Annotated in this window: 20 protein-coding genes and 2 tRNA genes; 1 reads left to right on the top strand and 21 read right to left on the bottom strand. The window is 57.7% G+C overall.

The window, feature by feature from the left end; translation table 11 throughout:
• Nucleotides 1-11: 11 nt before the first annotated feature.
• From ACI5GA_RS20625 to rlmE, 18 genes are all read right to left on the bottom strand, one after another.
• Nucleotides 12-632 (bottom strand): response regulator transcription factor, encoded by a 621-nt coding sequence (locus ACI5GA_RS20625; protein ID WP_404639199.1) that lies wholly within the window; start codon nt 630-632, stop codon nt 12-14.
• A complete protein-coding gene (locus tag ACI5GA_RS20620) occupies nt 629-2,122 on the bottom strand; it encodes a sensor histidine kinase (protein ID WP_421424060.1) in 1,494 nt (497 codons plus the stop codon). Before ACI5GA_RS20620 ends, ACI5GA_RS20625 begins: the two co-directional genes overlap by 4 nt.
• A gap of 398 nt (nt 2,123-2,520) precedes the next feature.
• Entirely contained in the window at nt 2,521-2,868 is a 348-nt protein-coding gene (locus tag ACI5GA_RS20615; protein ID WP_404639195.1) for a BON domain-containing protein, read from the bottom strand.
• 376 nt (nt 2,869-3,244) lie between these two features.
• Nucleotides 3,245-5,350, bottom strand: a complete 2,106-nt coding sequence (gene pnp, locus ACI5GA_RS20610; RefSeq protein WP_404639193.1) for a polyribonucleotide nucleotidyltransferase — start codon at nt 5,348-5,350, stop codon at nt 3,245-3,247.
• 178 nt (nt 5,351-5,528) lie between these two features.
• Nucleotides 5,529-5,798, bottom strand: coding sequence for a 30S ribosomal protein S15 (rpsO, locus tag ACI5GA_RS20605; RefSeq protein ID WP_404639191.1), 270 nt, complete (start codon nt 5,796-5,798; stop codon nt 5,529-5,531).
• Between the two features lie 149 nt (nt 5,799-5,947).
• Nucleotides 5,948-6,865: a tRNA pseudouridine(55) synthase TruB gene (truB, locus tag ACI5GA_RS20600; protein WP_421424058.1), complete on the bottom strand. Its 918-nt coding sequence runs from the start codon at nt 6,863-6,865 to the stop codon at nt 5,948-5,950.
• 4 nt (nt 6,866-6,869) lie between these two features.
• Complete coding sequence (rbfA, locus tag ACI5GA_RS20595; protein WP_404639187.1) at nt 6,870-7,271, bottom strand: 30S ribosome-binding factor RbfA; 402 nt, start codon at nt 7,269-7,271, stop codon at nt 6,870-6,872.
• Between the two features lie 157 nt (nt 7,272-7,428).
• Nucleotides 7,429-9,969 (bottom strand): translation initiation factor IF-2, encoded by a 2,541-nt coding sequence (infB, locus tag ACI5GA_RS20590; protein ID WP_404639185.1) that lies wholly within the window; start codon nt 9,967-9,969, stop codon nt 7,429-7,431.
• 27 nt (nt 9,970-9,996) lie between these two features.
• Nucleotides 9,997-11,478 carry a transcription termination factor NusA gene (gene nusA, locus ACI5GA_RS20585; RefSeq protein WP_421424056.1) on the bottom strand — a complete coding sequence of 494 codons (1,482 nt, stop codon included), beginning with the start codon at nt 11,476-11,478 and terminating at the stop codon, nt 9,997-9,999.
• 59 nt (nt 11,479-11,537) lie between these two features.
• Nucleotides 11,538-11,996 (bottom strand): ribosome maturation factor RimP, encoded by a 459-nt coding sequence (gene rimP / locus ACI5GA_RS20580; RefSeq protein ID WP_404639360.1) that lies wholly within the window; start codon nt 11,994-11,996, stop codon nt 11,538-11,540.
• Nucleotides 11,997-12,126: 130 nt separating this feature from the next.
• Nucleotides 12,127-12,203, bottom strand: a tRNA-Met gene (locus tag ACI5GA_RS20575).
• Nucleotides 12,204-12,300: 97 nt separating this feature from the next.
• Nucleotides 12,301-12,386, bottom strand: a tRNA-Leu gene (locus tag ACI5GA_RS20570).
• Between the two features lie 44 nt (nt 12,387-12,430).
• Nucleotides 12,431-12,814 carry a preprotein translocase subunit SecG gene (gene secG / locus ACI5GA_RS20565; protein ID WP_404639183.1) on the bottom strand — a complete coding sequence of 128 codons (384 nt, stop codon included), beginning with the start codon at nt 12,812-12,814 and terminating at the stop codon, nt 12,431-12,433.
• A 4-nt stretch (nt 12,815-12,818) separates the two neighbouring features.
• A complete protein-coding gene (gene tpiA, locus ACI5GA_RS20560) occupies nt 12,819-13,574 on the bottom strand; it encodes a triose-phosphate isomerase (protein WP_404639181.1) in 756 nt (251 codons plus the stop codon).
• Nucleotides 13,575-13,640: 66 nt separating this feature from the next.
• The gene (gene glmM, locus ACI5GA_RS20555) at nt 13,641-14,984 is read right to left on the bottom strand and encodes a phosphoglucosamine mutase (protein WP_421424053.1); all 1,344 of its coding nucleotides are present in this window, start codon (nt 14,982-14,984) and stop codon (nt 13,641-13,643) included.
• Nucleotides 14,985-15,000: 16 nt separating this feature from the next.
• The gene (gene folP / locus ACI5GA_RS20550; RefSeq protein ID WP_404639177.1) at nt 15,001-15,852 is read right to left on the bottom strand and encodes a dihydropteroate synthase; all 852 of its coding nucleotides are present in this window, start codon (nt 15,850-15,852) and stop codon (nt 15,001-15,003) included.
• Nucleotides 15,853-15,860: 8 nt separating this feature from the next.
• Complete coding sequence (ftsH, locus tag ACI5GA_RS20545; protein ID WP_404639175.1) at nt 15,861-17,771, bottom strand: ATP-dependent zinc metalloprotease FtsH; 1,911 nt, start codon at nt 17,769-17,771, stop codon at nt 15,861-15,863.
• A gap of 187 nt (nt 17,772-17,958) precedes the next feature.
• Entirely contained in the window at nt 17,959-18,609 is a 651-nt protein-coding gene (gene rlmE / locus ACI5GA_RS20540; RefSeq protein ID WP_404639173.1) for a 23S rRNA (uridine(2552)-2'-O)-methyltransferase RlmE, read from the bottom strand.
• Between the two features lie 103 nt (nt 18,610-18,712).
• Here rlmE and yhbY point away from each other — a divergent pair, with 103 nt between their 5' ends.
• Nucleotides 18,713-19,021, top strand: coding sequence for a ribosome assembly RNA-binding protein YhbY (yhbY, locus tag ACI5GA_RS20535; protein ID WP_404639171.1), 309 nt, complete (start codon nt 18,713-18,715; stop codon nt 19,019-19,021).
• Between the two features lie 91 nt (nt 19,022-19,112).
• On the opposite strand, the gene greA is transcribed toward yhbY, so the two are convergent.
• The 3 genes from greA to carA all read right to left on the bottom strand — a co-directional run bounded on the left by greA (nt 19,113) and on the right by carA (nt 24,076).
• A complete protein-coding gene (gene greA, locus ACI5GA_RS20530) occupies nt 19,113-19,589 on the bottom strand; it encodes a transcription elongation factor GreA (protein ID WP_404639358.1) in 477 nt (158 codons plus the stop codon).
• Nucleotides 19,590-19,591: 2 nt separating this feature from the next.
• Entirely contained in the window at nt 19,592-22,813 is a 3,222-nt protein-coding gene (carB, locus tag ACI5GA_RS20525) for a carbamoyl-phosphate synthase large subunit (RefSeq protein WP_421424052.1), read from the bottom strand.
• 126 nt (nt 22,814-22,939) lie between these two features.
• On the bottom strand, nt 22,940-24,076 hold the full coding sequence (gene carA / locus ACI5GA_RS20520; RefSeq protein WP_404639167.1) for a glutamine-hydrolyzing carbamoyl-phosphate synthase small subunit: 1,137 nt from the start codon (nt 24,074-24,076) through the stop codon (nt 22,940-22,942).
• Nucleotides 24,077-24,243 lie beyond the last annotated feature (167 nt).

The raw sequence follows: 24,243 nt of genomic DNA, 5'->3' as shown, positions 1-24,243 counted from the left end.
ATGAGGCCTGCTCAAACACCTTCGAGGGTTTGCGACATCTTCACCAGATCCGCGAATGTGCGAGCCTGCATCTTCTTCATCGCATGCCCGCGATGAATCTTCACCGTGATCTCGCTCAACCCCATTTCGGCGGCGATCTGCTTGTTCATCAAACCGGTCACCGCGTACGCCATGACCTCCTGCTCACGAGCGGTCAGGGTCTGATAACGGGCCTGCAATTGCGCCGATGCCTTGCCACTCTCGCGACGACGGGCATCCTGTTGCAGCGCCAGCGACACGGCATCCAGCAAATCCTGCTCGCGGTAAGGCTTGACCAGAAAATCCAGCGCGCCGGCTTTCATGGCCTTCACTGACATCGCGATGTCGCCGTGCCCACTCACGAACACGATGGGCATCGACACTTTCATGTCTGCCAGACGCACCTGAAAATCGAGACCGCTTTCGCCCTGGAGGCGCACATCCAGAATCAGGCACGCCGGAACGTCCTCGAAAGGATGCTTTAGAAACTCGGCGCCCGACGCGTAGGTGTGAACGCGCATTCCTACCGAACGCAGCAGGCTATCGAGCCCCGCGCGTATGGCCGGATCGTCGTCAACGACGAACACCATCGGACTCAGGTCAGGGGCACTCATGACAACACCGGTTCACAGGTTGGGAGTGAAAAATTCAGGCTGGCGCCATGGCCCAGCTCGCTTTCGGCCCAGATACGCCCGCCATGGGCATCAATGATCGAGCGGCAGATCGACAGGCCCATGCCCATCCCCTCCGGTTTGGTGGTGAAAAACGGATTGAACAGATTGGGCAGGTTCTGCGCTGAAATGCCGGGGCCGTTGTCCTGAAGGCACAGCGTCACCTCACCACCCTCGCCCTTGCTCAGTTGCACGGACAGTGCGCGCTCCTTGCCGTGCATCCCCGACATCGCCTGCATCGCGTTGATCAGCAGATTGATGATGACCTGCTGCAACTGCACCCGATCGCCTTTAACCCAGACAGGTTCATCCACAGGGCACAACACCAGGCTCACGCGATGGCGTATCACTTCTCGCCGAACCAGTTCGACGGACTCGTGCAACACATCATGCAGATCAATCTGAACATGCTGCGGATCGGTCTTGCGCGATAGCGTGCGAATACGCCGAATGACCTCACTGGCCCGATGCGCTTCGCTTTTAATCCGCTCGATGGCACTGCGAACTTCGCCCAGATTCGGCACCTCGCGATTCAGCCAGCGCAACCCGGCTTCCGCGTTGGTGGTCACGGCAGACAGCGGCTGGTTGACTTCATGGGCAATCGACGCGGCCATCTCGCCCAATGTGGTGACCCGTGTGACGTGGGCCAGTTGACTTTGCGAGCGATGAAGCGCCTCTTCCGCATTCTTCGCGGCGGTAACGTCCATCAGCGCGCCGATGTACTCGCAACCTCCGCACGCATCCTGCACCTGCTGAGCCAGCATTCGGACCGACTTGCAGGACCCGTCAGGCATCAGCAGCCGAAATTCCGCCTCCATGTTCGCGTGCCGAGCGTAGGCCTGCTCGATGAGGGACTTCAGGTCCTCGATGTCGTCCGGGTGCGTGCGGCTCATCATGTATTCAAGCGTCGGTTGCAGCGACTCATCGAACTGGAAAATGCGTCGCGCCTCGTCAGACCAGTACATGTGTGCGCTGGGCATTTTCAGACCGATACTGCCCGTCAAGCTCAACCGCTGAGCACCGGCCAAAAAGGCCTCACTGCGGTGCAACAAATGAATCTGGGCCTGAAGCGCGTCCCGCGACGCCATGTTCTTCAACGCCAGAAACGCTGTGATCGCGATGGCACACAGGCTGACCAGACAACGGGCAAACGGCGGGACCAGCCATTCGGTGCCATGGGATAACAGAAACGCCATTAACGTGAGCAAGCCGCAGCCTGTGGACACGGCTGCAACGCTTTTACGAGAGAACACGTCGGCGCACAGCAAGATAACCGCGACATAAAGTACGGCAATGGCCACGTCGAGCGAACTGAGCCAGTCGATCAGAAAGATGATCACCGTCAACATCATCGCCCCGACTCGCAGCAACCAGATGCTGGACGAGACCTCGACGCGGGAAGCTGCCGGTGATGCAGCGGGAAGCGTATTCATTGCGACAGTTTTGCCTTGTTGTGAATCATTGGTACGGCAGCGCAAGTTTTGTCACAGGCGATGAGTGCCTGCGAACACCTCCGCGCCAGGACGGCGCAGAACCGAATAATAATGTGAGAGAACAACGGTCTTCCATTGCACCCTGGTATAGAAGTCAGGGGAGCACAAGAAGCCTATGGTGAAGCAGCCTAGCGCTGCCAGAGAAGGAAAACTTGAGCGAATGTGCTCAATTGTGTCGAAGATGAGTAATTGTACGGATAGAAATAGAACAAGCCCCGGCGCGGGCGCCAGGGCTTGTAATGGCCACATCCTTATGGCCTTCGCATGAACCTTGAATCAACTGACCAACGGCCTCCCTGGCCGTCAATCATCCGTTTCTACGGTCCTTGAGAATCGAATTACTCGGCTTTCAGGCCATCTGCCGAGACAGCTTTAACGCCTTTGATTTTTTTGGTGATATCCACTGCCAGTTTTTTCTGTGTTTCGGAGACCGCTACGGTCGACGACAGGGATACCACGCCTTTGTTGGTCTCAACCTTGATGTCGGAACCTGGAATGCCCTTCTCGGTCAGCAAGTCGGATTTGACCTTGGTGGTGATCCAGGTATCGGAAGTGGCTTCTTTGGCTTTGGTGACTTCACCTGCCGCAACCTGCATTGGCGCCTGAGTGGAGGTTTCAGCCATGGCTACGTTGGCCATGGTCAGGGTCAGAGCGGTGGCAGCAGCAGCGATAGCGAACTTCTTCATACGAGTAACTCCTGTTTTTCTCAGAATCTGCACCCACCTCGTGGGTTGCAGGGTTACCGGATATATCGCAAGCGCTGTGCCAGATTGGGCAAAGAATATTTTTCCATTAAATTCAATAGGTTACGTTTTAATGGATCCGCCTCTATCGTGCAGATTGCCCGGAATGAAAAAGTTCCGCGTGCAAGATGCAAGTTCGACGATGGCTTTTAGAGGTAAGCCATTAATAACGTTGAGGAAATTTATGTTGATTGAGCATGCCGACGGTGGCGAACTGGAGATCGCTGCCATCAGCAAAGTCGGCCAAAGACAGGCGTGCGACGCACCCATAAAAAAAGGCCCCGAAGGGCCTTTTCTTTACAGCGCAGACTGCGTGCGATTAAACGCCCGACGCCTTGGCTGCAGCGACGTCTTTGATCGACAGCTTGATACGACCGCGGTTGTCCACGTCCAGTACCAGCACTTCGACTTCCTGACCTTCTTTCAGCACGTCGGTGACTTTCTCAACGCGAGCGTCGCTCAACATGGAGATGTGTACCAGACCGTCTTTGCCAGGCAGGATGTTGACGAATGCGCCGAAGTCGACAATGCGCTCAACCTTACCAACGTAGATCTTGCCGATTTCGGCCTCGGCAGTGATGCCCAGAACGCGCTGACGCGCTGCTTCCGCCGCTTCCTTGGTTTCACCAAAGATCTTGATCGAGCCGTCGTCTTCGATGTCGATCGAAGCCTTGGTTTCTTCGCAGATGGCACGAATGGTCGCGCCGCCTTTGCCGATGACGTCACGGATCTTGTCGGTGTCGATTTTCATCGAAATCATGGTCGGAGCGTTTGCCGACAGCTCGGAACGCGACTGGCCGATGACATTGTTCATCTGACCGAGGATGTTCAGGCGAGCTTCCAAGGCCTGGCCCAGAGCGATCTCCATGATCTCTTCGGTGATGCCTTTGATCTTGATGTCCATCTGCAGCGCGGTAACGCCTTTGGCAGTACCGGCCACTTTGAAGTCCATGTCGCCCAAGTGGTCTTCGTCACCCAGGATGTCGGTCAGAACGGCGAATTTCTCGCCTTCTTTAACCAGACCCATGGCGATACCGGCAACCGGCGCCTTCATTGGAACGCCCGCGTCCATCAGTGCCAGAGAGGCACCGCAGACCGACGCCATGGAGCTGGAACCGTTGGATTCAGTGATTTCCGATACCACGCGAATGGTGTACGGGAAGTCGTCAGCCGATGGCAGCATGGCCTGGACCGAGCGGCGAGCCAGACGGCCGTGACCGATTTCACGACGACCCGCACCACCCATGCGACCACACTCGCCCACCGAGAAAGGAGGGAAGTTGTAGTGCAGCATGAAGGGGTCTTTCTTCTCGCCTTCGAGGGTGTCCAGCAGTTGCGCGTCACGGGCAGTACCGAGGGTTGCAACGACCAGCGCCTGAGTTTCACCACGGGTGAACAGGGACGAGCCGTGGGTCTTCGGCAGAACGCCAACTTCGATGTTCAGCGGGCGTACGGTGCGAGTGTCACGACCGTCGATACGTGGCTTGCCATCAACGATGTTCTGGCGAACGGTGCGGTATTCGATTTCACCGAAAGCGGCTTTGACTTCGGAAGCGGACGGGCTGCCTTCTTCAACGGCCAGTTTGGCAACGACTTGATCCTTCAGCTCGCCCAGACGTGCGTAACGATCAGCCTTGACGGTGATGGTGTAGGCCTCGGAAATGGCCGCACCGAATTCGGAGCGGATAGCGCCCAGCAGTTCGGTAGCCTCGGCCTGAGGAGCCCAGGTCCAAGTTGGCTTGGCTGCTTCGGCCGCCAGCTCCTTGACTGCCTTGATCACGGCCTGGAATTCGTCGTGGGCGAACAGGACAGCGCCCAGCATCTGGTCTTCGGTCAGTTCTTTGGCTTCGGATTCAACCATCAGTACCGCTTCTTCGGTACCAGCAACGACCATGTCCAGGCTCGAAGCTTTCAGTTGCTCGTAGGTTGGGTTCAACAGGTAGCCGGTGCTTTCGTGGAATGCCACGCGTGCAGCGCCGATCGGGCCATCGAAAGGAATGCCGGAGATAGCCAGTGCAGCCGAAGTACCGATCATCGAGGCGATGTCCGGATCGGTTTTCTTGCTGGTGGAAACGACGGTGCAGACAACCTGCACTTCGTTCATGAAGCCTTCGGGAAACAGTGGGCGGATCGGACGGTCGATCAGACGCGACGTCAGTGTTTCCTTCTCGGAAGGGCGGCCTTCACGCTTGAAAAAACCACCAGGGATCTTGCCCGCAGCGTAGGTCTTTTCCTGGTAGTGAACGGACAGAGGGAAGAAGCCTTTGCTCGCGTCTGCTTGCTTGGCGCCAACGACGGTCACGAGAACGGTGACGTCATCGTCAACGGTGACCAATACCGCACCAGAAGCCTGACGGGCGATTCGGCCTGTCTCCAGAGTGACGGTCGACTGACCGAATTGAAACTTCTTGATTACCGGGTTCACGGTTTCCTACCTTCTTTGTGGCTCTTGGGGGAACTGGTTTCTTGCGAATTCTTGGGTATCGGTGGGAATCGGACCCAACCGCTACGCCAGATAAAACTAGAGGCTGGGAGCCCGCCAGCCCACCGGCAAAAAACACCTGCGGGACATGACGAACAACCAACCTCTAACTGCGGCGTTATTAGCGACGCAGACCCAGACGACCGATCAGGGTGCTGTAACGGTTAACGTCCTTACCTTTCAGGTAGTCCAGCAGCTTACGACGCTGGTTTACCATGCGGATCAGACCACGACGGGAGTGGTGGTCTTTACCGTTGGCCTTGAAGTGGCCTTGCAGCTTGTTGATGTTGGCGGTCAGCAGTGCAACTTGCACTTCTGGCGAACCAGTATCACCGGCAGCTTGCTGGTAGTCGGTTACGATCTGAGCTTTTTCTTCAACGCTGAGTGCCATGTGGGCATTCCTTATTTCGGGAAACCATTCGTGAGAGCGGTTTCAACAGGCCGGGAGCAGCTCCCGTATTAAAAAAGGAGGAGTGACCGTGCCTGTTGACAGCCATCCTCATACCGCCGCGTCAGGATATCCCGACTCGACGGGTCCGGTCACTCTGACCGAATCAGTCGACGCGGCGCAATGCGCCCGTCTTCACTCACTTCACCGATTCCGATGAAGCGTCCTTGATGATCCTGTACCCGCACCATGCCGAAGTTCGGCGCATCCGGTGCGCGGACGGGTTGCCCGTGCAACCAGTAAAACGAACTGTGCTCGGAAAACTTCAACAACGGCCAGTCCTGCAACCCGCTGTCAGAAGGCAGCAGGAAACGATCGACCGCTTCGTTGCCGCCTTCGGCGTGCACGGCTTCCAGTTCTTCCAGCGTGACCGTCTGGGCCAGCGTGAAAGGTCCGGCGTGTGTACGACGCAATTCTGCGACGTAGGCTCCACAGCCCAGTTTTTCACCAATATCTTCCACGAGGGTCCGTATATAGGTGCCTTTGCTGCAACCGACCGACAACCGGGCGGTCTCGCCTTCACTCGCCAGCAATTCCAGGCGCGCAATAGTAACAGAACGCGCCTCGCGCTCCACCACTTCCCCTGCGCGAGCCAGCTTGTACAACGGCTGGCCATCACGTTTGAGCGCGGAGTACATGGGCGGTATCTGACTGATTTCTCCACGAAATTCAGGCAAAACGGCCTCGATTTCGGCGCGACCAACGGTCACGGGACGAGTTTGTAACACCTCACCTTCAGCGTCGGCTGTCGTCGTGGTTTTGCCCAACTGCATCAGGGTCTCGTAGCCCTTGTCGGAATCGAGCAGGTATTGGGAAAACTTGGTCGCCTCACCGAAGCACAGCGGCAAAACACCAGTGGCCAGTGGATCGAGACTGCCAGTGTGCCCGGCCTTTTCCGCGTTGAGCAACCAGCGCACCTTCTGCAAGGCCGCGTTGGAGGTGAAGCCCAGCGGCTTGTCGAGCAGGATGATGCCGCTGACGTTGCGACGGATACGCTTGACCTGAGCCACGCCGTTACTCCTTCGAATCGTCTGGCTTGGCAGCGGGTTCGTGCTGACTGTCCTCGGCCACCGCGCGCTCGATCAACGCCGACAGGTGCGCACCACGGGAGACGCTTTCGTCATAGTGGAAATGCAATTGAGGCACACTGCGCAGCTTCATTTCACGACCCAGTTGCATGCGCAGGAAGCCTGCGGCGGAGTTCAACACCTTGAGGGTCTGAGCGATGTCTTCGGCGCCATCCTGCCCCATCACGGTGATGAAGATTTTCGCGTGACCGACATCGCGGCTCACGTCGACAGCAGTGATGGTGACCAGACCCACGCGCGGGTCCTTGACTTCACGTCGGATCAGTTGCGCCAGTTCGCGCTGCATCTGATCGCCGATACGTTGGGTACGGCTGTATTCTTTTGCCATGTCTTGTTACCTGTACTGACCCGCAGCAAAAGCCGGAGGGTCTGAAAGCGGCAAACGCCCGGCCTGGCTAAAGCCGGACCGGGCGTTGCGTTGAGCGCTCATGACATCCGCCAAGTGCTGGCACAGGGTAGCTGTCATGACGCTTGAGGCTCGCGATTTAGAGGCTGCGAGCCACTTGGACTTTCTCGAAGACTTCGATCTTGTCGCCGACCTTGACGTCGTTGTAGCTCTTGACGCCGATACCGCACTCCATGCCATTACGCACTTCGGAAGCGTCATCCTTGAAGCGGCGCAGGGATTCCAGCTCGCCTTCGAAGATAACGATGTCTTCACGCAGTACGCGGATCGGACGGTTACGGTAAACAGTACCTTCGACGACCATACAGCCGGCGATTGCACCGAATTTCGGCGAGCGGAACACGTCACGAACTTCGGCAATACCCAGGATGTTCTCCCGAACGTCGCTGCCAAGCATACCGGTGAGGGCTTTCTTGACGTCTTCGATAATGTCGTAGATGACGTTGTAGTAACGCATGTCCAGACCTTCCTGCTCGACGATCTTGCGCGCGCCAGAGTCAGCACGCACGTTGAAGCCGAACAGAACAGCGTTGGAAGCCAGCGCCAGGTTGGCATCGCTCTCGGTGATACCACCAACGCCGCCGCCCACTACACGCACTTGTACTTCGTCGTTACCCAGACCATTCAAGGCGCCTTGCAACGCTTCCAGAGAACCACGGACGTCAGATTTGAGGACGATGTTGAGCGTCTTCTTCTCTTCCTGCCCCATGCTCTCGAAGATGTTTTCCAGCTTGCCGGCGTGAGCGCGGGCCAGTTTGACCTCGCGGAACTTGCCTTGACGGAACAGAGCCACTTCACGGGCTTTCTTCTCGTCAGCAACCACGCTCATCTCGTCGCCCGCATCCGGGGTACCGTCCAGGCCGAGGATCTCGACCGGAATGGCCGGACCGGCTTCCTTGATAGGCTTGCCGTTCTCGTCGAGCATGGCACGAACGCGACCGTAGTTGGAGCCAACCAGAACCATATCGCCCTGGCGCAGTGTACCGTCCTGAACCAGAACCGTAGCAACAGGACCGCGGCCCTTGTCCAGACGGGACTCGACCACAACACCACGGCCAGGCGCCGATGGAGTGGCAGTCAGTTCCAGAACTTCGGCCTGCAGCAACACAGCCTCAAGCAGTTCGTCAACGCCGGTACCCATTTTCGCGGAGACCGGAACGAATGGAGTATCACCACCCCAGTCTTCGGACGTTACGCCGTGAACCGACAGTTCACTGCGGATACGGTCCATGTCTGCGCCAGGCTTGTCGATCTTGTTGACCGCGACAACCAACGGAACACCGGCGGCCTGTGCGTGTTGCACGGCTTCAACGGTCTGCGGCATCACACCGTCGTCCGCTGCGACCACCAGAATCACGATATCGGTCGCCTTGGCACCACGGGCACGCATGGCGGTAAACGCGGCGTGACCTGGGGTGTCGAGGAACGTCACCATGCCACGGTCGGTTTCAACGTGGTACGCACCGATGTGCTGGGTGATACCACCGGCTTCGCCAGCAGCAACCTTGGCGCGACGGATGTAGTCGAGCAGCGAGGTCTTACCATGGTCAACGTGCCCCATGACGGTCACAACCGGCGCGCGAGGGACTGCTTCGCCTTCGAACTTCAGCGACTCGGCCAGAGAATCTTCCAGCGCGGTATCACTGATCAGAGTGACCTTGTGGCCCAGCTCTTCAGCAACCAGCTGGGCAGTTTCCTGATCCAGTACCTGGTTGATGGTCGCCGGAGTACCCAGCTTGAACATGAACTTGATGATTTCGGCAGCCTTGACCGACATCTGTTGGGCGAGATCACCCACAGTGATGGTCTCACCGATCTTCACTTCACGAATCACAGGACCGGTCGGGTTCTGGAAGCCGTGAGCGTTGCGTTTCTTCGGTTTGGCCTTGCCACCGCCACGGCCGCCCCGACGGAAACCGTCGCTTTCTTCGTCCGTGGTGCGCGGAGCAACGCGCGGCGCAGGTGCCTTTTCCTTAACGGAAGCACGATGCGGGGCATTCTTGCGCTCGCCATCACCGCCACCGCGACGATTGCTTTCATCGTTGCGCGTGCGATCAGGACGACGCGGCTCGTCTTTCTTGCGAGCATCGGCAGTCGGCGCCGGCGCCGCAACAGGTGCGTCCTCGACAGGCTCGTCCACGACACGTGGCGCTGGCTCAGGCTCTGGCGCGGGTGCGACCGCCTCAACGACTTCCGGAGCAGGAGCGGGCTGACGGCGCGCTTCTTCTTCGGCACGCAGACGGGCTTCTTCTTCAGCCTTTTGACGTGCGGCATTTTCTACCGCACGACGCTCTTCCTGCTCGCGTTTGCGCTCGGCTTCAATCTCTTCCGGGCTACGCTGAACGAAGACTTTCTTCTTGCGCACTTCAACGCTGATGCTTTTGCTGCCGGCAACGCGCAGGGTGCTGGTGGTCTTGCGCTGCAACGTAATCTTGCGCGGCTCTTCCACTTTTGCCTTGTGGCCGCTTTTCAGGTGCGTCAACAGGGCTTGCTTTTCGTTATCGGTCACAACTTGCTCGGCGGCGGTGTGCGGCAGACCTGCCTCACGCATCTGCTGTAGCAGGCGCTCTACCGGTGTGTCGACCGTTTTGGCCAGTTCTTTCACCGTGACTTGCGTCATGCACTTCTCTCCTCAGGCCGCATTTACTTACTCGAACCAATGGGCTCGGGCGGCCATGATCAACTTGCCGGCACGATCATCGTCAATGCCGTCGATGTCGAGCAGATCATCAATAGACTGCTCGGCCAGGTCTTCGCGGGTAATCACGCCGCGCACCGCCAGTTCCATCGCCAAATCCTTGTCCATACCCTCAAGCGAGAGCAGGTCGTCGGCCGGATGGGCGTCTGCCAGCTTTTCCTCAGTAGCGATGGCTTTGGTCAACAAACGATCCTTGGCACGAGCACGAAGCTCGTTGACGATGTCTTCGTCAAAGCCGTCGATGTTGAGCATTTCTTCCAACGGTACGTAGGCAATCTCTTCCAGGCTGGTGAAGCCTTCGTCTACCAGCACCTGAGCCAGTTCTTCGTCGACTTCCAGCTCGTCGATGAAATTGCGCAGGATGTCGCCGGTTTCCGCTTGCTGCTTGGCCTGGATGTCCGATTCGGTCATCACGTTAAGAGTCCAGCCGGTCAGTTGACTGGCAAGACGGACGTTCTGACCACCGCGGCCAATCGCCTGGGCCAGATTGTCTGCACCTACAGCGATATCCATGGCATGGGCGTCTTCATCAACGATGATCGCTGCCACTTCGGCAGGCGACATGGCGTTGATGACGAACTGTGCCGGGTTGTCGTCCCACAGCACGATATCCACACGCTCACCGCCCAGCTCACCGGAAACAGCCTGAACACGCGAGCCGCGCATGCCGATGCAGGCGCCTTGCGGGTCAATGCGTTTGTCCTTGGAGCGAACTGCGATTTTTGCACGCGATCCAGGATCGCGAGAGGCAGCCATCACCTCGATCAGCCCCTCGGCAATTTCCGGAACTTCAATCCGGAAAAGCTCGATCAGCATCTCTGGCGCGGTGCGCGACAGAATCAGCTGAGGGCCGCGGTTTTCAGTACGGATCTCTTTGAGCAGTGCACGGACGCGGACGCCGACGCGGAAAGTCTCCCGCGAAATGATGTCTTCACGCGCCAGCAGCGCCTCGGCATTGTTACCCAAGTCGACGATGACATTGTCACGTGTAACTTTTTTAACAGTACCGGAAATGATTTCGCCCAGACGCTCGCGATAAGCATCCACGACTTGAGCACGTTCGGCTTCACGAACCTTCTGCACGATGACTTGCTTGGCAGTCTGCGCAGCGATGCGACCAAACTCGATGGACTCGATTTTCTCTTCCACGACATCGCCAACCTTGGCGCCAGGATGCGTTTGCGCAACCTTGCTTGGCCAGGTTTCGATGGCTGGGTCATCAAGATCGTCTTCTTCGACGACTGTCCAGCGACGGAAAGTCTCATATGAACCCGTGTGGCGATTGATCTCCACACGCAGGTCCACTTCGTCCTCGAAACGCTTTTTAGTGGCCGTGGCCAAAGCAATTTCAAGCGCTTCAAAAATCACGCCGGCCGGTACGCCTTTTTCATTGGATACCGACTCAACAACCAGCAGTACTTCTTTGCTCATCGTACGCCTCGCCTTTCGCAAGCCATTGGATCCGCGGGATCCGCAGTATCTGGCACGTCTCAGTCAAACGTGGGAATAATGTTGGCCTTGTCGATCAGATCGATCGGCAACAGGTACTCATGGGCATCCACCTGCACCACGACATCCTGCTCCTCCACCCCGCGGAGAAGACCTTGAAAGTTACGTCGCCCTTCAAAAGGCGAGCGCAGCTTTATTTTCACTTGCTCCCCGACATGCGAGGCAAACTGTTCAAGGGTGAACAGCGGGCGATCCATGCCAGGAGAGGAAACTTCGAGGGTATATTCAGAACTGATCGGATCTTCGACGTCCAGAACACCACTGACCTGACGGCTGACTTCTTCGCAGTCGTCCACCAGGATCCCACCTTCTTTATCGATATAAATGCGCAGCAACGAATGCCGGCCCTGGGAGATGAATTCAATCCCCCAACATTGATAGCCTAGGCCCTCGACCACCGGGGCCAACAAGGCCTGCAACTGTTCTAGCTTGCTCGACACCTGAACCCCCTCGTGCATGCTGTGCAAATAAAAAATGGGCGAAGCGCCCATCATGAAAAACGCCGTTGAACAGCGGCGTCATAAAGTGTCCAGCTAACAAAAAGCCCCTGAAAAGGGGCTCCGCTAAAACTGGTTGCGGGGGCTGGATTTGAACCAACGACCTTCGGGTTATGAGCCCGACGAGCTACCAGACTGCTCCACCCCGCGACAAAGCTGGGGCGGAAGTATACGACCGAACCCGTTTTGGGTCAATCCAACACATCCACCTACAAGAAAGCCCGCTACTGCGGGCTGCCTTGTTAATTGGTACCGAGAAGGGGACTCGAACCCCTACACCCTATGGGCACAACCACCTCAAGGTTGCGTGTCTACCAATTCCACCACCTCGGCATTACAACTCTTTTGCAGCCCCAATATCAACTGCGAATCCCGTATTACTTCTGTTCTGGAGCGGCAGGAACATCAGCTGGAGTAGCGGCTGGCTTCTGCTGACCTTCCAGTACCGGAACATCACCTGTCGCCGGCTTTTGTTTAACTTCCAGTACCGCTGGATCTGGCAAACCTACTTGAGTCAGCTGATGAGCTTTCTCTTTAGCAAAGTAACCTAACCCTAAGCTGGTCAAGAAGAAACAGGCGGCAAGTATAGCAGTAAACTTACTAAGAAAGGTAGAGGAACCTTGGCTTCCGAAGACAGTATTTGATGCACCTGCTCCGAACGACGCGCCAGCGTCCGCACCTTTACCCTGCTGCAGCAATACCAGAGCAACAACGCCCAGCGCACCCAGCAGATGAAGAACGACTACGACTGTTTCCAGCATTTTTTCAGTTTCCCGCGGCACGAATGATCGCACCGAACTCATCTGCATTCAGGGAAGCGCCACCAATGAGGCCCCCATCGATATCCGGCATGCTGAACAGCTCGACCGCATTGGCCGCCTTCACGCTGCCGCCATAAAGAAGCCGCACACCTTGCGCAACTTCAGAATTCTCTTTAGCCAACTGCGCACGAATGGCTGCGTGCACTTCCTGCGCCTGGTCGGGCGAGGCTGTCAATCCGGTACCAATGGCCCAGACTGGCTCGTAGGCAATAACCGCATTTACAAAGGCATCAATGCCCAGCTCTTCGATGACGCTATCAAGCTGTCGCCCGACCACCTCAATCGTTTTGCCTGCCTGACGCTCCTCAAGCGTTTCACCGATGCACAACACAGGCGTCAAACCGCTTGCCTGGGCCACCGCGAATTTGCGGATCAGGGTTTCGTCGCCTTCGCCCATAATCTGGCGACGCTCCGAATGCCCCACAAGCACCAGCTTGCAACCTGCATCCTGCAACTGACTCGGCGATACCTCTCCAGTCAGCGCACCTTGCCCTGCTTCGTGCGCGCAGTTCTGCGCACCTACAGAAATCGAATGCTCTTCAAAGCACTCGGCAACGAAGCTGATGTGCAGGGTCGAAGGGAATACCGCAACATCGACACCTTCAGGAATGGCCATATTCGCCAAACCCTCAACCAGCTCAGCGACGCTGGCGCAGGTACCGTGCATTTTCCAGTTACCAGCTACCATAGGGCGACGCATGCTGTACCTCGTCGGTCAAAGTGGGCGCAGATGTTACCCAACAGTTTCAACACTGGCAAGCCAAAATCAGGCGCAAACTTCAGCAACCAGTTTTGCAAGCTCATCGGCGTAACCCGCCACCTGAATTTCGTCCTCACCCTCAACCATGACGCGCACCAACGGCTCTGTGCCGGACTTGCGCAACAGGACACGCCCGCGCCCCCCCATCGCCGCCGTAACCCGCTCGCACGCCTCTTTCACGGCAGGATGCTGCACCGGGTCGACCTTACCGCCTTCAAAACGGACGTTAACCAACACTTGCGGGCACTTCTTCAAGCCAAGACGCGACTCGGCCAAACTCTGCCCCGTGCGTTTCAAGGCCAGTAACACTTGAAGCGCTGCAATGATCGCATCGCCCGTCGTCGTGTGCTGGAAGCAGACGACGTGGCCGGAGTTTTCACCGCCAATCTGCCAGTTGCGCTCCAGCAATTCTGCGATGACGTAACGGTCACCAACATTGGCACGCACGAATGGAATGCTCAGGTCTGCCAAGGCCAACTCAAGACCCAGGTTGCTCATCAGGGTGCCCACGACCCCACCTTGCAAACGTCCACGCTCCAGGAGATCCCGCGCGATGATGAACAACAGCTCATCGCCATCGACCACGGCCCCCGTATGATCAACCATCAGAACGCGATCACCGTCGCCGTCGAAACCGATACCCAGGTCCGCCTTTTCAGCGACAACCGTTGCCTGCAGGTTGCTCATGTGGGTCGAGCCACAATCGTCGTTGATATTCAGCCCGTTCGGTGCCGCCGAAAGCACGGTGACCTGGGCGCCCAGTTCGCGGAACACGTTGGGCGCCACTTTGTAGGTAGCGCCATGTGCACAATCGACGACCAGCTTCAGCCCTGCAAAGCTGGTGCTCGTCGGCACACTGCTTTTGCAGAACTCAATGTAGCGACCCGCCGCGTCATTGATGCGGGATACCTTGCCGAGCTTTTCCGACTCCACCACGGTCATCGGCGCATCCAGCAACTCTTCGATCATCATCTCGATCTCGTCCGGCAGCTTTGTGCCCTGGCCCGAGAAGAACTTGATGCCGTTGTCATGATGCGGATTGTGCGATGCACTGATGACGATGCCCGCCTGCGCCTGAAAGGTGCGAGTCAGATAGGCGATGGCCGGTGTCGGCATTGGCCCCAGCAGCATGACGTCGGCACCCGCCGCCGAAAGACCCGCCTCCAGCGCAGACTCAAACATGTAACCGGAGATGCGAGTGTCCTTGCCGACCAGAATGCGGCAGGCGCCCATCTTGCGGAACGCCATCCCGGCGGCCCACCCCAGCTTGAGCATGAAATCGGGGGTAATAGGGAATTGACCGACACGACCGCGAATGCCGTCGGTTCCGAAATATTTTTTCTTGGTCATGGGTGCTCCAGCCTTCTTATTTTGCCGATTCGACAGCGGCAATCATCCGCACCACGTCGACAGTTTCGGCCACATCGTGCACACGTAAAATTTTTGCGCCCTGCATCATGGCCATCGCAGCCAGCGCAAGCGCGCCGTAAAGTCGCTGATCGACTGGCTTGTCCAGCACTTTGCCAATCATGCTCTTGCGCGAAACCCCTACCAGCAATGGGCGCCCCAACGTGTGCAGCGCCTCCATGTGCTTGAACAGGCTGAGGTTATGATCCAGCGTCTTGGCGAAGCCATAACCTGGGTCGAGGATGATTTTCTCCGCCGCAATCCCGGCTGCAGCACAGGCATCCATACGCTCGCGCAAAAACGAGGAGACCTCGCCGACCAAGTCGTCATAACGAGGGTCGTTTTGCATGTCCGTCGGCTCGCCGCGCATGTGCATCAGGCAAACAGGCAGGCCGGTCGCGACCGCAGCATCGAGCGCTCCGTCGCGCTGCAACGAACGCACATCGTTGATCAAGCCCGCACCGAGACGCGCGGTCTCCCGCATGACGGCAGGGGTGGACGTATCCACAGAGATGACCACATCCAGCTCACGGGCGATGGCTTCGACGATCGGCGCGACGCGTTCAAGCTCTTCAACCGGCGATACCGGACGAGCTCCCGGCCGAGTGGACTCACCGCCCACATCGATCAACGTGGCGCCAGCGGCGACCATCGCTTCAGCATGGCTTAACGCCAAATCGCGCTGCGCGAAGCGACCACCATCTGAAAAGGAGTCGGGCGTAATATTGAGGATTCCCATGACGTGCGTCCGGGACAAATCAAGAACCCGGTTGCCGCAAGGCAACCGGGTTGGGTACAGCGTAGAAGTCATGTCAGGCCTTAGTGATCAGCTGCTGGACCGCCAATAGGCGTTTCAGGACGTGGGCCTGCAGGCGCAGTAGGCGTTCCGGAGCTACCGGTACCGCCCGACCAGTCACGCGGCTCGCGTGGCGTACGGCCGGCCATGATGTCGTCGATCTGTTCGGCATCGATGGTTTCGTACTTCATCAATGCATCAGCCATTGCGTCCAGCTTGTCGCGATTGTCGGTGAGGATCTGCTTGGCGGTGCCGTAGCAATGATCGATGATGCTGCGCACTTCGGAGTCGATCATCTTCGCCGTTTCACCCGAGAGGCTGGCGTTCTGACCGCCACCACCACGCCCCAAGTAGCCGCCGTCTTCCTCCTCGGAATACATCAACGGCCCCATTTTTTCGGACAGGCCCCACTTGGTCACCATGTTTCGAGCGATCTGGCTGGCACGCATGATGTCGTTGGATGCGCCCGTGGTGACGCCATCAAAGCCCAGCGTCATCTCTTCAGCGATGCGACCGCCGTACAACGAACAGATCTGGCTGATCAGTGCTCGCTTGGACAGGCTGTAGCGATCCTCTTCCGGAAGGAACATCGTTACGCCCAAAGCGCGACCACGAGGGATGATCGATACCTTGTAGACAGGGTCATGCTCAGGCACGACACGCCCAACGATGGCGTGACCTGCTTCGTGATACGCGGTGTTCTGTTTCTCTTTCTCGGACATGACCATGGTTTTGCGCTCAGCACCCATCATGATCTTGTCTTTTGCCAGCTCGAACTCTTTCATCTCGACGATGCGTTTGCCGACGCGAGCAGCAAACAACGACGCTTCGTTGACCAGGTTGGCCAGATCAGCACCCGAGAAGCCTGGCGTACCGCGAGCAATCACCGCTGCGTTGACATCATCGCCCATCGGTACTTTACGCATGTGCACTTTGAGAATCTGCTCACGACCGCGAATGTCTGGCAGCCCGACGACAACCTGGCGGTCGAAACGGCCCGGACGCAGCAGTGCAGGGTCGAGCACGTCAGGACGGTTAGTGGCGGCGATCACGATGATGCCGTCGTTCATCTCAAAGCCGTCCATCTCGACCAGCAACTGGTTGAGGGTCTGCTCGCGCTCGTCGTGACCACCGCCCATACCGGCGCCACGATGGCGGCCGACGGCGTCGATTTCGTCGATGAAAATGATGCAAGGCGCGTGCTTTTTGGCTTGTTCGAACATGTCGCGAACACGGCTTGCGCCCACGCCCACGAACATCTCGACGAAGTCGGAACCGGAAATGGTGAAGAACGGCACTTTCGCTTCACCGGCAATGGCCTTGGCTAGCAAGGTCTTACCAGTACCTGGAGGGCCGACCATCAAGACGCCACGCGGGATACGACCACCAAGACGCTGGAATTTACCCGGATCACGCAGGAACTCTACGAGTTCCCCCACTTCTTCCTTGGCTTCATCACAACCGGCGACGTCCGCCAGAGTGGTCTTGACCTGATCCTCGGACAGCAAGCGCGCTTTGCTCTTACCGAAGCTCATCGGCCCGCCCTTGCCTCCCGCGCCACCTTGCATCTGACGCATGAAGAACATGAAGACAGCAATGATCACCAGGATCGGAAAGCTGGCAACCAGCAACTGAGTCCAGATGCTTTGCTGCTCAGGCTGCTTACCTTCGATCACCACGTTGTTGTCGACCAGATCACCGATCAGACCATTGTCCGGAATGTTCGGACGAATGGTCTTGAAGGTATCACCATCGCTGCGCTTGCCCGTGATGACGTAGCCGTCAACGGCAACTTTCTCGACCTTGCCATCCTTCACCTGCTGGATGAACTCGGAGTAGTTGAGGGTCTGCGGCTCGTTCGGGCTGGAGAAGTTGTTCATCACGGTCACCAGGACCGCAGCGATGATCAACCACAGGATCAAATTCTTTGCCATATCGTTCAATTAGCTACCCTCTGAAGCAAGCGCCAGGCTGGAGCGTGCCTCGCATGATATTCACCGGCCTAACTTACTACAGATCCTACAGGCGTGGCAGGCGGTGTCTGTAACCCTTTGTGAAACTTTGACTGCAAGATGTTCGTTACGGTTCGTGAATAAAGCCATTTGAAAAAAGCTATTGCCTTTACTCAAAACCGCCCTGCGCCTCATAACCCCCCTTGAAACCACGCCCCAGCAAGTACTGCTCACGAGAGCGATCCCGGGACGACGAGGGTTTGCGCATCTGCACCTTGTCAAACATTTTGCGAACTTCCTTGTGGTACGCGTCAAAACCTTCACCCTGGAAGATCTTGATCAGGAAATCACCACCCGGACGCAGAACCCGACCAGCAAGATCGAGTGCCAGCTCACAAAGGAACATGGCGCGTGGCATGTCCACTGCGCTCACTCCACTCATATTGGGGGCCATATCGGAAATCACAAGGTCTACTTCCGTATTACCGATCGCCGCGAGGATCTGTTTGAAAACCTCGTCCTCGGTGAAGTCCCCTTGAATGAAGGTCACATCGGGGATGCTGTCCATTTCCAGGATGTCGGACGCGATCAAACGCCCCTGACCACCAATCAGACGACTGGTCACTTGAGACCAGCCTCCTGGCGCAGCACCGAGATCGACCACGGTCATGCCCGGCCGGATCAAGCGATCCTTCTCCTGGATCTCCAGCAGTTTGTAGCTCGCGCGCGAACGGTAGCCGTCTTTCTGCGCCTGTTTGACGAAAGGGTCGTTGAAATGCTCTCTGAGCCAGTTATGGCTGCTTTTGGAACGCTGCGCCACGGGGCACCTCGCTGATAAAGGGTCGTGATTAACTGGGCGGAGCCACGGCCCCTCGGGTAAAATGCCCGCCAATTTTACAGAATCAGACGAAAAGGGTCAGATTATGCCGCTCAATAACGAGCAGAAGAAACAGTACAAATCCATTGGACATGACCTGAAGCCAGTTCTGATGGTCGCGGGCAATGGCCTGAGCGAAGGCGTTCTGGCCGAGCTTGAGCGCGCACTGGTGGATCATGAACTGATCAAGGTTCAGATCAAACTGGAAGACCGCGAAGACCGTCGCGCGGTGATCGATGAACTGTGCAAACTGGGTCGTGCGGAGCTGGTGCAGACCATCGGCAAGATGGCACTGATTTACCGCAAGAACCCGCAGCCGAACAAACAACTGTCCAACATCCACCGTTACAAGTAACGGTATTCCTCTCAGGGGCGCGAATTGAGCGCCCTGAGCGGAACCTCGTCTTCGCAAGCCACCCGCCACGGGCAGCTTGCGAGTCAGCGGGTCAGATGTGCTTGACCTCTACGATTTCGTACTCAACCAGACCACTTGGGGTCTTGATTGCCACGACATCGCCTTCTTCCTTGCCAATGATCGCCCGGGCAATCGGCGCACCGACTGAAATTTTGCCCATTTTGATATTGGCCTCGTCTTCACCCACGATCTGATAGCTCACTTGCTCGTCGGTTTCGACATTGGCCAGATCGACAGTCGTGCCGAAGATGACCTTGCCGGTGTGAGCGATGGTGGTGACGTCAATCACCACCGAGTTTTGCAGACGACCTTCGATATCTCGAATACGCGCTTCAACCATGCCCTGCTCTTCGCGGGCAGCATGGTATTCAGCGTTTTCCTTCAGGTCGCCCAACTCTCGCGCTTCACCGATGGCCTGGCTCAGGCGCGGACGCTCGACCTTGCTCAAGTGGTTCAGTTCGTCTTCCAGGGCGCGAGCGCCCTGAACGGTCATTGGATATTTGGTCATGCTCATGCGTTGAGTCCTGCATGCAGATCCTGCAAGCGACGAACGGTTTTTTCCGGACCGAATTTCAGCGCTTCGCAGATGGCTTCACCCGCCGCAATGGTCGTCGTGCAGTAAATCTTGTGCTGCAACGCATTGCGGCGAATCGAGTAAGAGTCAGCGATCGACTGACGGCCTTCGGTGGTATTGATGATCAACGACACTTCGTCGTTTTTGATCATGTCGACCACGTGGGGACGACCTTCGGTCACCTTGTTGACGCGACGCACCTTCAAGCCGGCGGCTTCGATCACACGCGCAGTACCCGCAGTGGCAACCACTTCGAAGCCCAGCTCGATCAGGTTACGCGCAACACCTGCAACCAGCGGCTTGTCATCGTCGCGCACGCTGATGAACGCAGTACCACCGGTCGGCAGCACTTCGCTGGCGCCCATTTGCGCCTTGGCGAACGCCTCACCAAAGGTGTCACCCACCCCCATCACTTCACCCGTCGACTTCATCTCTGGGCCGAGGATCGGGTCAACGCCCGGGAATTTAGCGAACGGGAACACCGCCTCTTTGACGCTGTAGAAGTTCGGGATGATTTCCTGGGTGAAGCCCAGCTCTTTAAGGGTTTTGCCTGCCATGACGCGTGCAGCGATCATCGCCAGCGACGTGCCGATGCACTTCGAAACGAACGGTACGGTACGGGAAGCACGCGGGTTGACTTCGATCACGTAGATCTTGTCGCCCTGCAGCGCCAACTGCACGTTCATCAAGCCCACGACGCCCAGTTCCAGCGCCATTTTACGCACTTGCTCGCGAACCTGGTCCTGTACGTCCTTGCTCAGCGAGTAAGGGGGCAGCGAGCACGCCGAGTCACCCGAGTGAACGCCAGCCTGTTCAATATGCTGCATGATCGCGCCGATCACCACATCAGTGCCGTCGCAGACCGCATCCACGTCCATCTCGATGGCGCAGTTCAGGAAGTGGTCGAGCAGAACAGGGCTGTCGTTGGAGACCTGGACTGCTTCGCGCAAATAACGCTTCAGCTCGTCCAGCTCGTAAACGATCTCCATGGCACGACCACCCAGTACGTACGACGGACGCACGACCAGCGGGTAACCGATACCCCCTGCGGCTTGAATGGCCTCGTCTTCGCTGCGAACAGTGGCGTTTGGCGGCTGCAGCAGATTCAGGCGCTGAACCATCTGCTGGAAGCGCTCGCGGTCTTCGGCACGGTCGATTGCGTCTGGGCTGGTACCGATGATCGGCACACCGGCCTCTTCCAGCGCGCGCGCCAGCTTCAGCGGAGTCTGACCGCCGTAGTGGACGATGACGCCCTTGGGCTTCTCGACACGGCAGATTTCCAGCACGTCTTCCAGCGTCAGCGGCTCGAAGTACAGACGATCGGAGGTGTCGTAGTCGGTGGAGACGGTCTCCGGGTTGCAGTTGACCATGATGGTCTCGTAGCCGTCTTCGCGCAGTGCCAGCGCGGCGTGTACGCAGCAGTAGTCGAACTCGATACCCTGACCGATACGGTTTGGACCGCCGCCCAGAATCATGATCTTGTCACGAGTCGAAGGATTGGCTTCGCACTCTTCCTCGTACGTGGAGTACAGATAGGCGGTGTCGGTGGCGAACTCGGCCGCGCAGGTGTCAACGCGCTTGTAGACCGGCAGCACTTCCAGCTTGTGGCGATGACGACGCAGATTCTTGTCGGTGATGCCCAGCAGCTTGGCCAGACGCTGGTCAGAGAAGCCTTTACGCTTCAGACGCAGCATCAGCTCCTTGTCGATGGAGGACAGAGCCAGAGTCTTGACCTTCTCTTCTTCCTGGATCAGATCTTCGATCTGAATCAGGAACCAGTGGTCGATGTTAGTCAGCGCGAAAATCTCGTCACGGGTCATGCCCGCACGGAAAGCATCGGCGACGTACCAGATACGCTCGGCGCCCGGCACAGTCAGCTCGCGCTTGAGGATGCTGTTCGCTTCAGGGCCAGCCAGATCCACTTTCGGGTCCAGACCGCAGGCACCCACTTCCAGACCGCGCAGCGCTTTCTGCAAGGATTCCTGGAAGGTACGGCCGATGGCCATGACTTCACCCACGGATTTCATCTGAGTGGTCAGGCGAGCGTCGGCTTTCGGGAATTTTTCGAAGGCAAAACGTGGCAGCTTGGTCACGACGTAGTCGATCGAAGGCTCGAAGGACGCCGGGGTACGGCCGCCAGTGATGTCGTTCTGCAGTTCGTCGAGGGTGTAACCGATAGCCAGCTTGGCCGCGATCTTGGCGATCGGGAAGCCGGTGGCTTTCGAAGCCAGCGCCGAGGAACGGGATACGCGCGGGTTCATTTCGATCACGACCATACGGCCAGTGTCCGGGCAGATACCGAATTGCACGTTGGAACCACCGGTTTCGACACCGATTTCACGCAGCACCGCCAGCGAGGCGTTGCGCATGATCTGGTATTCCTTGTCGGTCAGGGTCTGCGCAGGAGCCACGGTGATCGAGTCACCGGTGTGCACGCCCATCGGGTCGAAGTTCTCGATGGAGCAGACGATGATGCAGTTGTCCTTTTTGTCGCGGACAACTTCCATTTCATATTCTTTCCAGCCGATCAGGGATTCGTCGATCAGCAGCTCTTTGGTCGGCGACAGGTCCAGACCACGGGCGCAGATTTCTTCGAATTCTTCACGGTTGTAAGCGATGCCACCACCAGTACCGCCCATGGTGAAGGACGGACGGATGATGCACGGGAAGCCCAGTTTTTCGAGAACGGCGTTGGCCTCTTCCATGGTGTGGGCGATACCCGAGCGCGGGCACTCCAGACCGATGGCTTTCATGGCCTTGTCGAAACGGGAGCGGTCTTCAGCCTTGTCGATGGTGTCGGCGTTAGCACCGATCATCTCGACGCCGAACTTCTCCAGAACGCCTTCTCGCTCAAGGTCCAATGCGCAATTCAACGCGGTCTGGCCGCCCATGGTCGGCAGCAGTGCGTCTGGACGCTCTTTCTCGATGATCTTGGCAACGGTCGCCCACTTGATCGGTTCGATGTAAGTGGCGTCGGCCATGGCCGGGTCGGTCATGATGGTAGCCGGGTTGGAGTTCACCAGAATGACGCGGTAGCCCTCCTCGCGCAGGGCCTTACAGGCTTGGGCGCCGGAGTAGTCGAATTCGCAGGCCTGGCCGATCACGATCGGGCCAGCGCCAAGAATCAGGATGCTTTTAATGTCTGTACGTTTTGGCATGGGTTGTCACTCGAATCCTGTGTCAGTCGGCAAGCCGTCTTGAACATTCTCTGAGGTGGCCGGGCAGGCTGTCGGATGAATCCGGCTGCCGCAGCCACCTGCTCGCTACAGTCGCAAGTCAGCCGCTTAGCGACGCTTGGCCATGGCTGTGATAAAGCGATCAAATAGCGGCGCGACGTCGTTAGGGCCCGGGCTCGCTTCAGGGTGGCCCTGGAAGCTGAAGGCGTCCTTGTCGGTGCGCTCGATACCTTGCAGGGTGCCGTCGAACAGCGATTTGTGGATCGCGCGGACGTTGCTCGGCAGGGTGGCTTCGTCTACTGCAAAACCATGGTTCTGGCTGGTGATCATGACGACCCCGGTGTCCAGATCCTGAACCGGATGGTTGGCACCGTGGTGGCCATGGCCCATCTTGACAGTCTTGGCACCGGAGGCCAGAGCCAGCAGTTGGTGACCCAGGCAGATACCGAAGACAGGGATGTCGGTTTCCAGCACATCCTTGATGGCCTGAATAGCGTAGTCGCAAGGCTCAGGATCGCCTGGGCCGTTGGACAGGAACACGCCATCGGGATTCAGCGCCAGCACATCGCTCGCGGGTGTTTGAGCAGGCACCACGGTCACGCGGCAGCCGCGCTCGACCAGCATGCGCAGAATGTTGGTTTTAACGCCGTAGTCGTACGCAACCACGTTGTATGGCAGATCGGAGGCTGCGATCTCAGGATGGCTGTCAGTCTGCAGGCTCCAGACACTGGAGCGCCACTCGTAGCTTTCCTGGGTGCTGACGACTTTCGCCAAATCCATGCCCTTCAGGCCTGGGAAGCCCCGCGCTGCCGCGATGGCGGCTTCTTCGGAAATGTTGTCGCCGGCCATGATGCAACCATCCTGCGCCCCTTTTTCGCGCAGGATGCGGGTCAGACGACGAGTGTCGATACCCGCGATGGCAACGACGTTGTTGGCCTTCAGGTAGTCAGCCAGGGACATCTTGTTACGCCAGTTGCTCGCTACCAGTGGCAGGTCACGAATCACCAGACCTGCCGACCACACGCGGTCGGACTCGGCGTCTTCCGGCGTGGTGCCGGTATTGCCGATGTGCGGGTAAGTCAGGGTAACGATTTGCTGGGCATAGGAAGGATCGGTAAGGATTTCCTGATAGCCGGTCATTGCGGTGTTGAACACGACCTCACCAACGGTTTGACCGTCGGCTCCAATGGCTTCGCCGCGAAAAATGCTGCCATCAGCAAGGGCGAGTATGGCTGGCTTAGTCAAGAAGACCTCCCGTAATAAAGCCTGAAAGGGCGATCGCAGGTTGTAAAAAAGCGGAATGACGTATTGACACGTCACCCCGCTTTTTTTCATCGAATTATCTGCGCGCTTTTAGTGGACACACTAAAGCTGTAGCTTACAGAAAAGGGCTTTTTTAATCCACCGCTAAA

The organism is Pseudomonas sp. Pseu.R1 (assembly GCF_045764065.1).
Classification (GTDB): Bacteria; Pseudomonadota; Gammaproteobacteria; order Pseudomonadales; family Pseudomonadaceae; genus Aquipseudomonas.
Note: the sequence above shows the minus strand (reverse complement) of the source record. Positions and strands in the feature narration are given on the sequence as shown.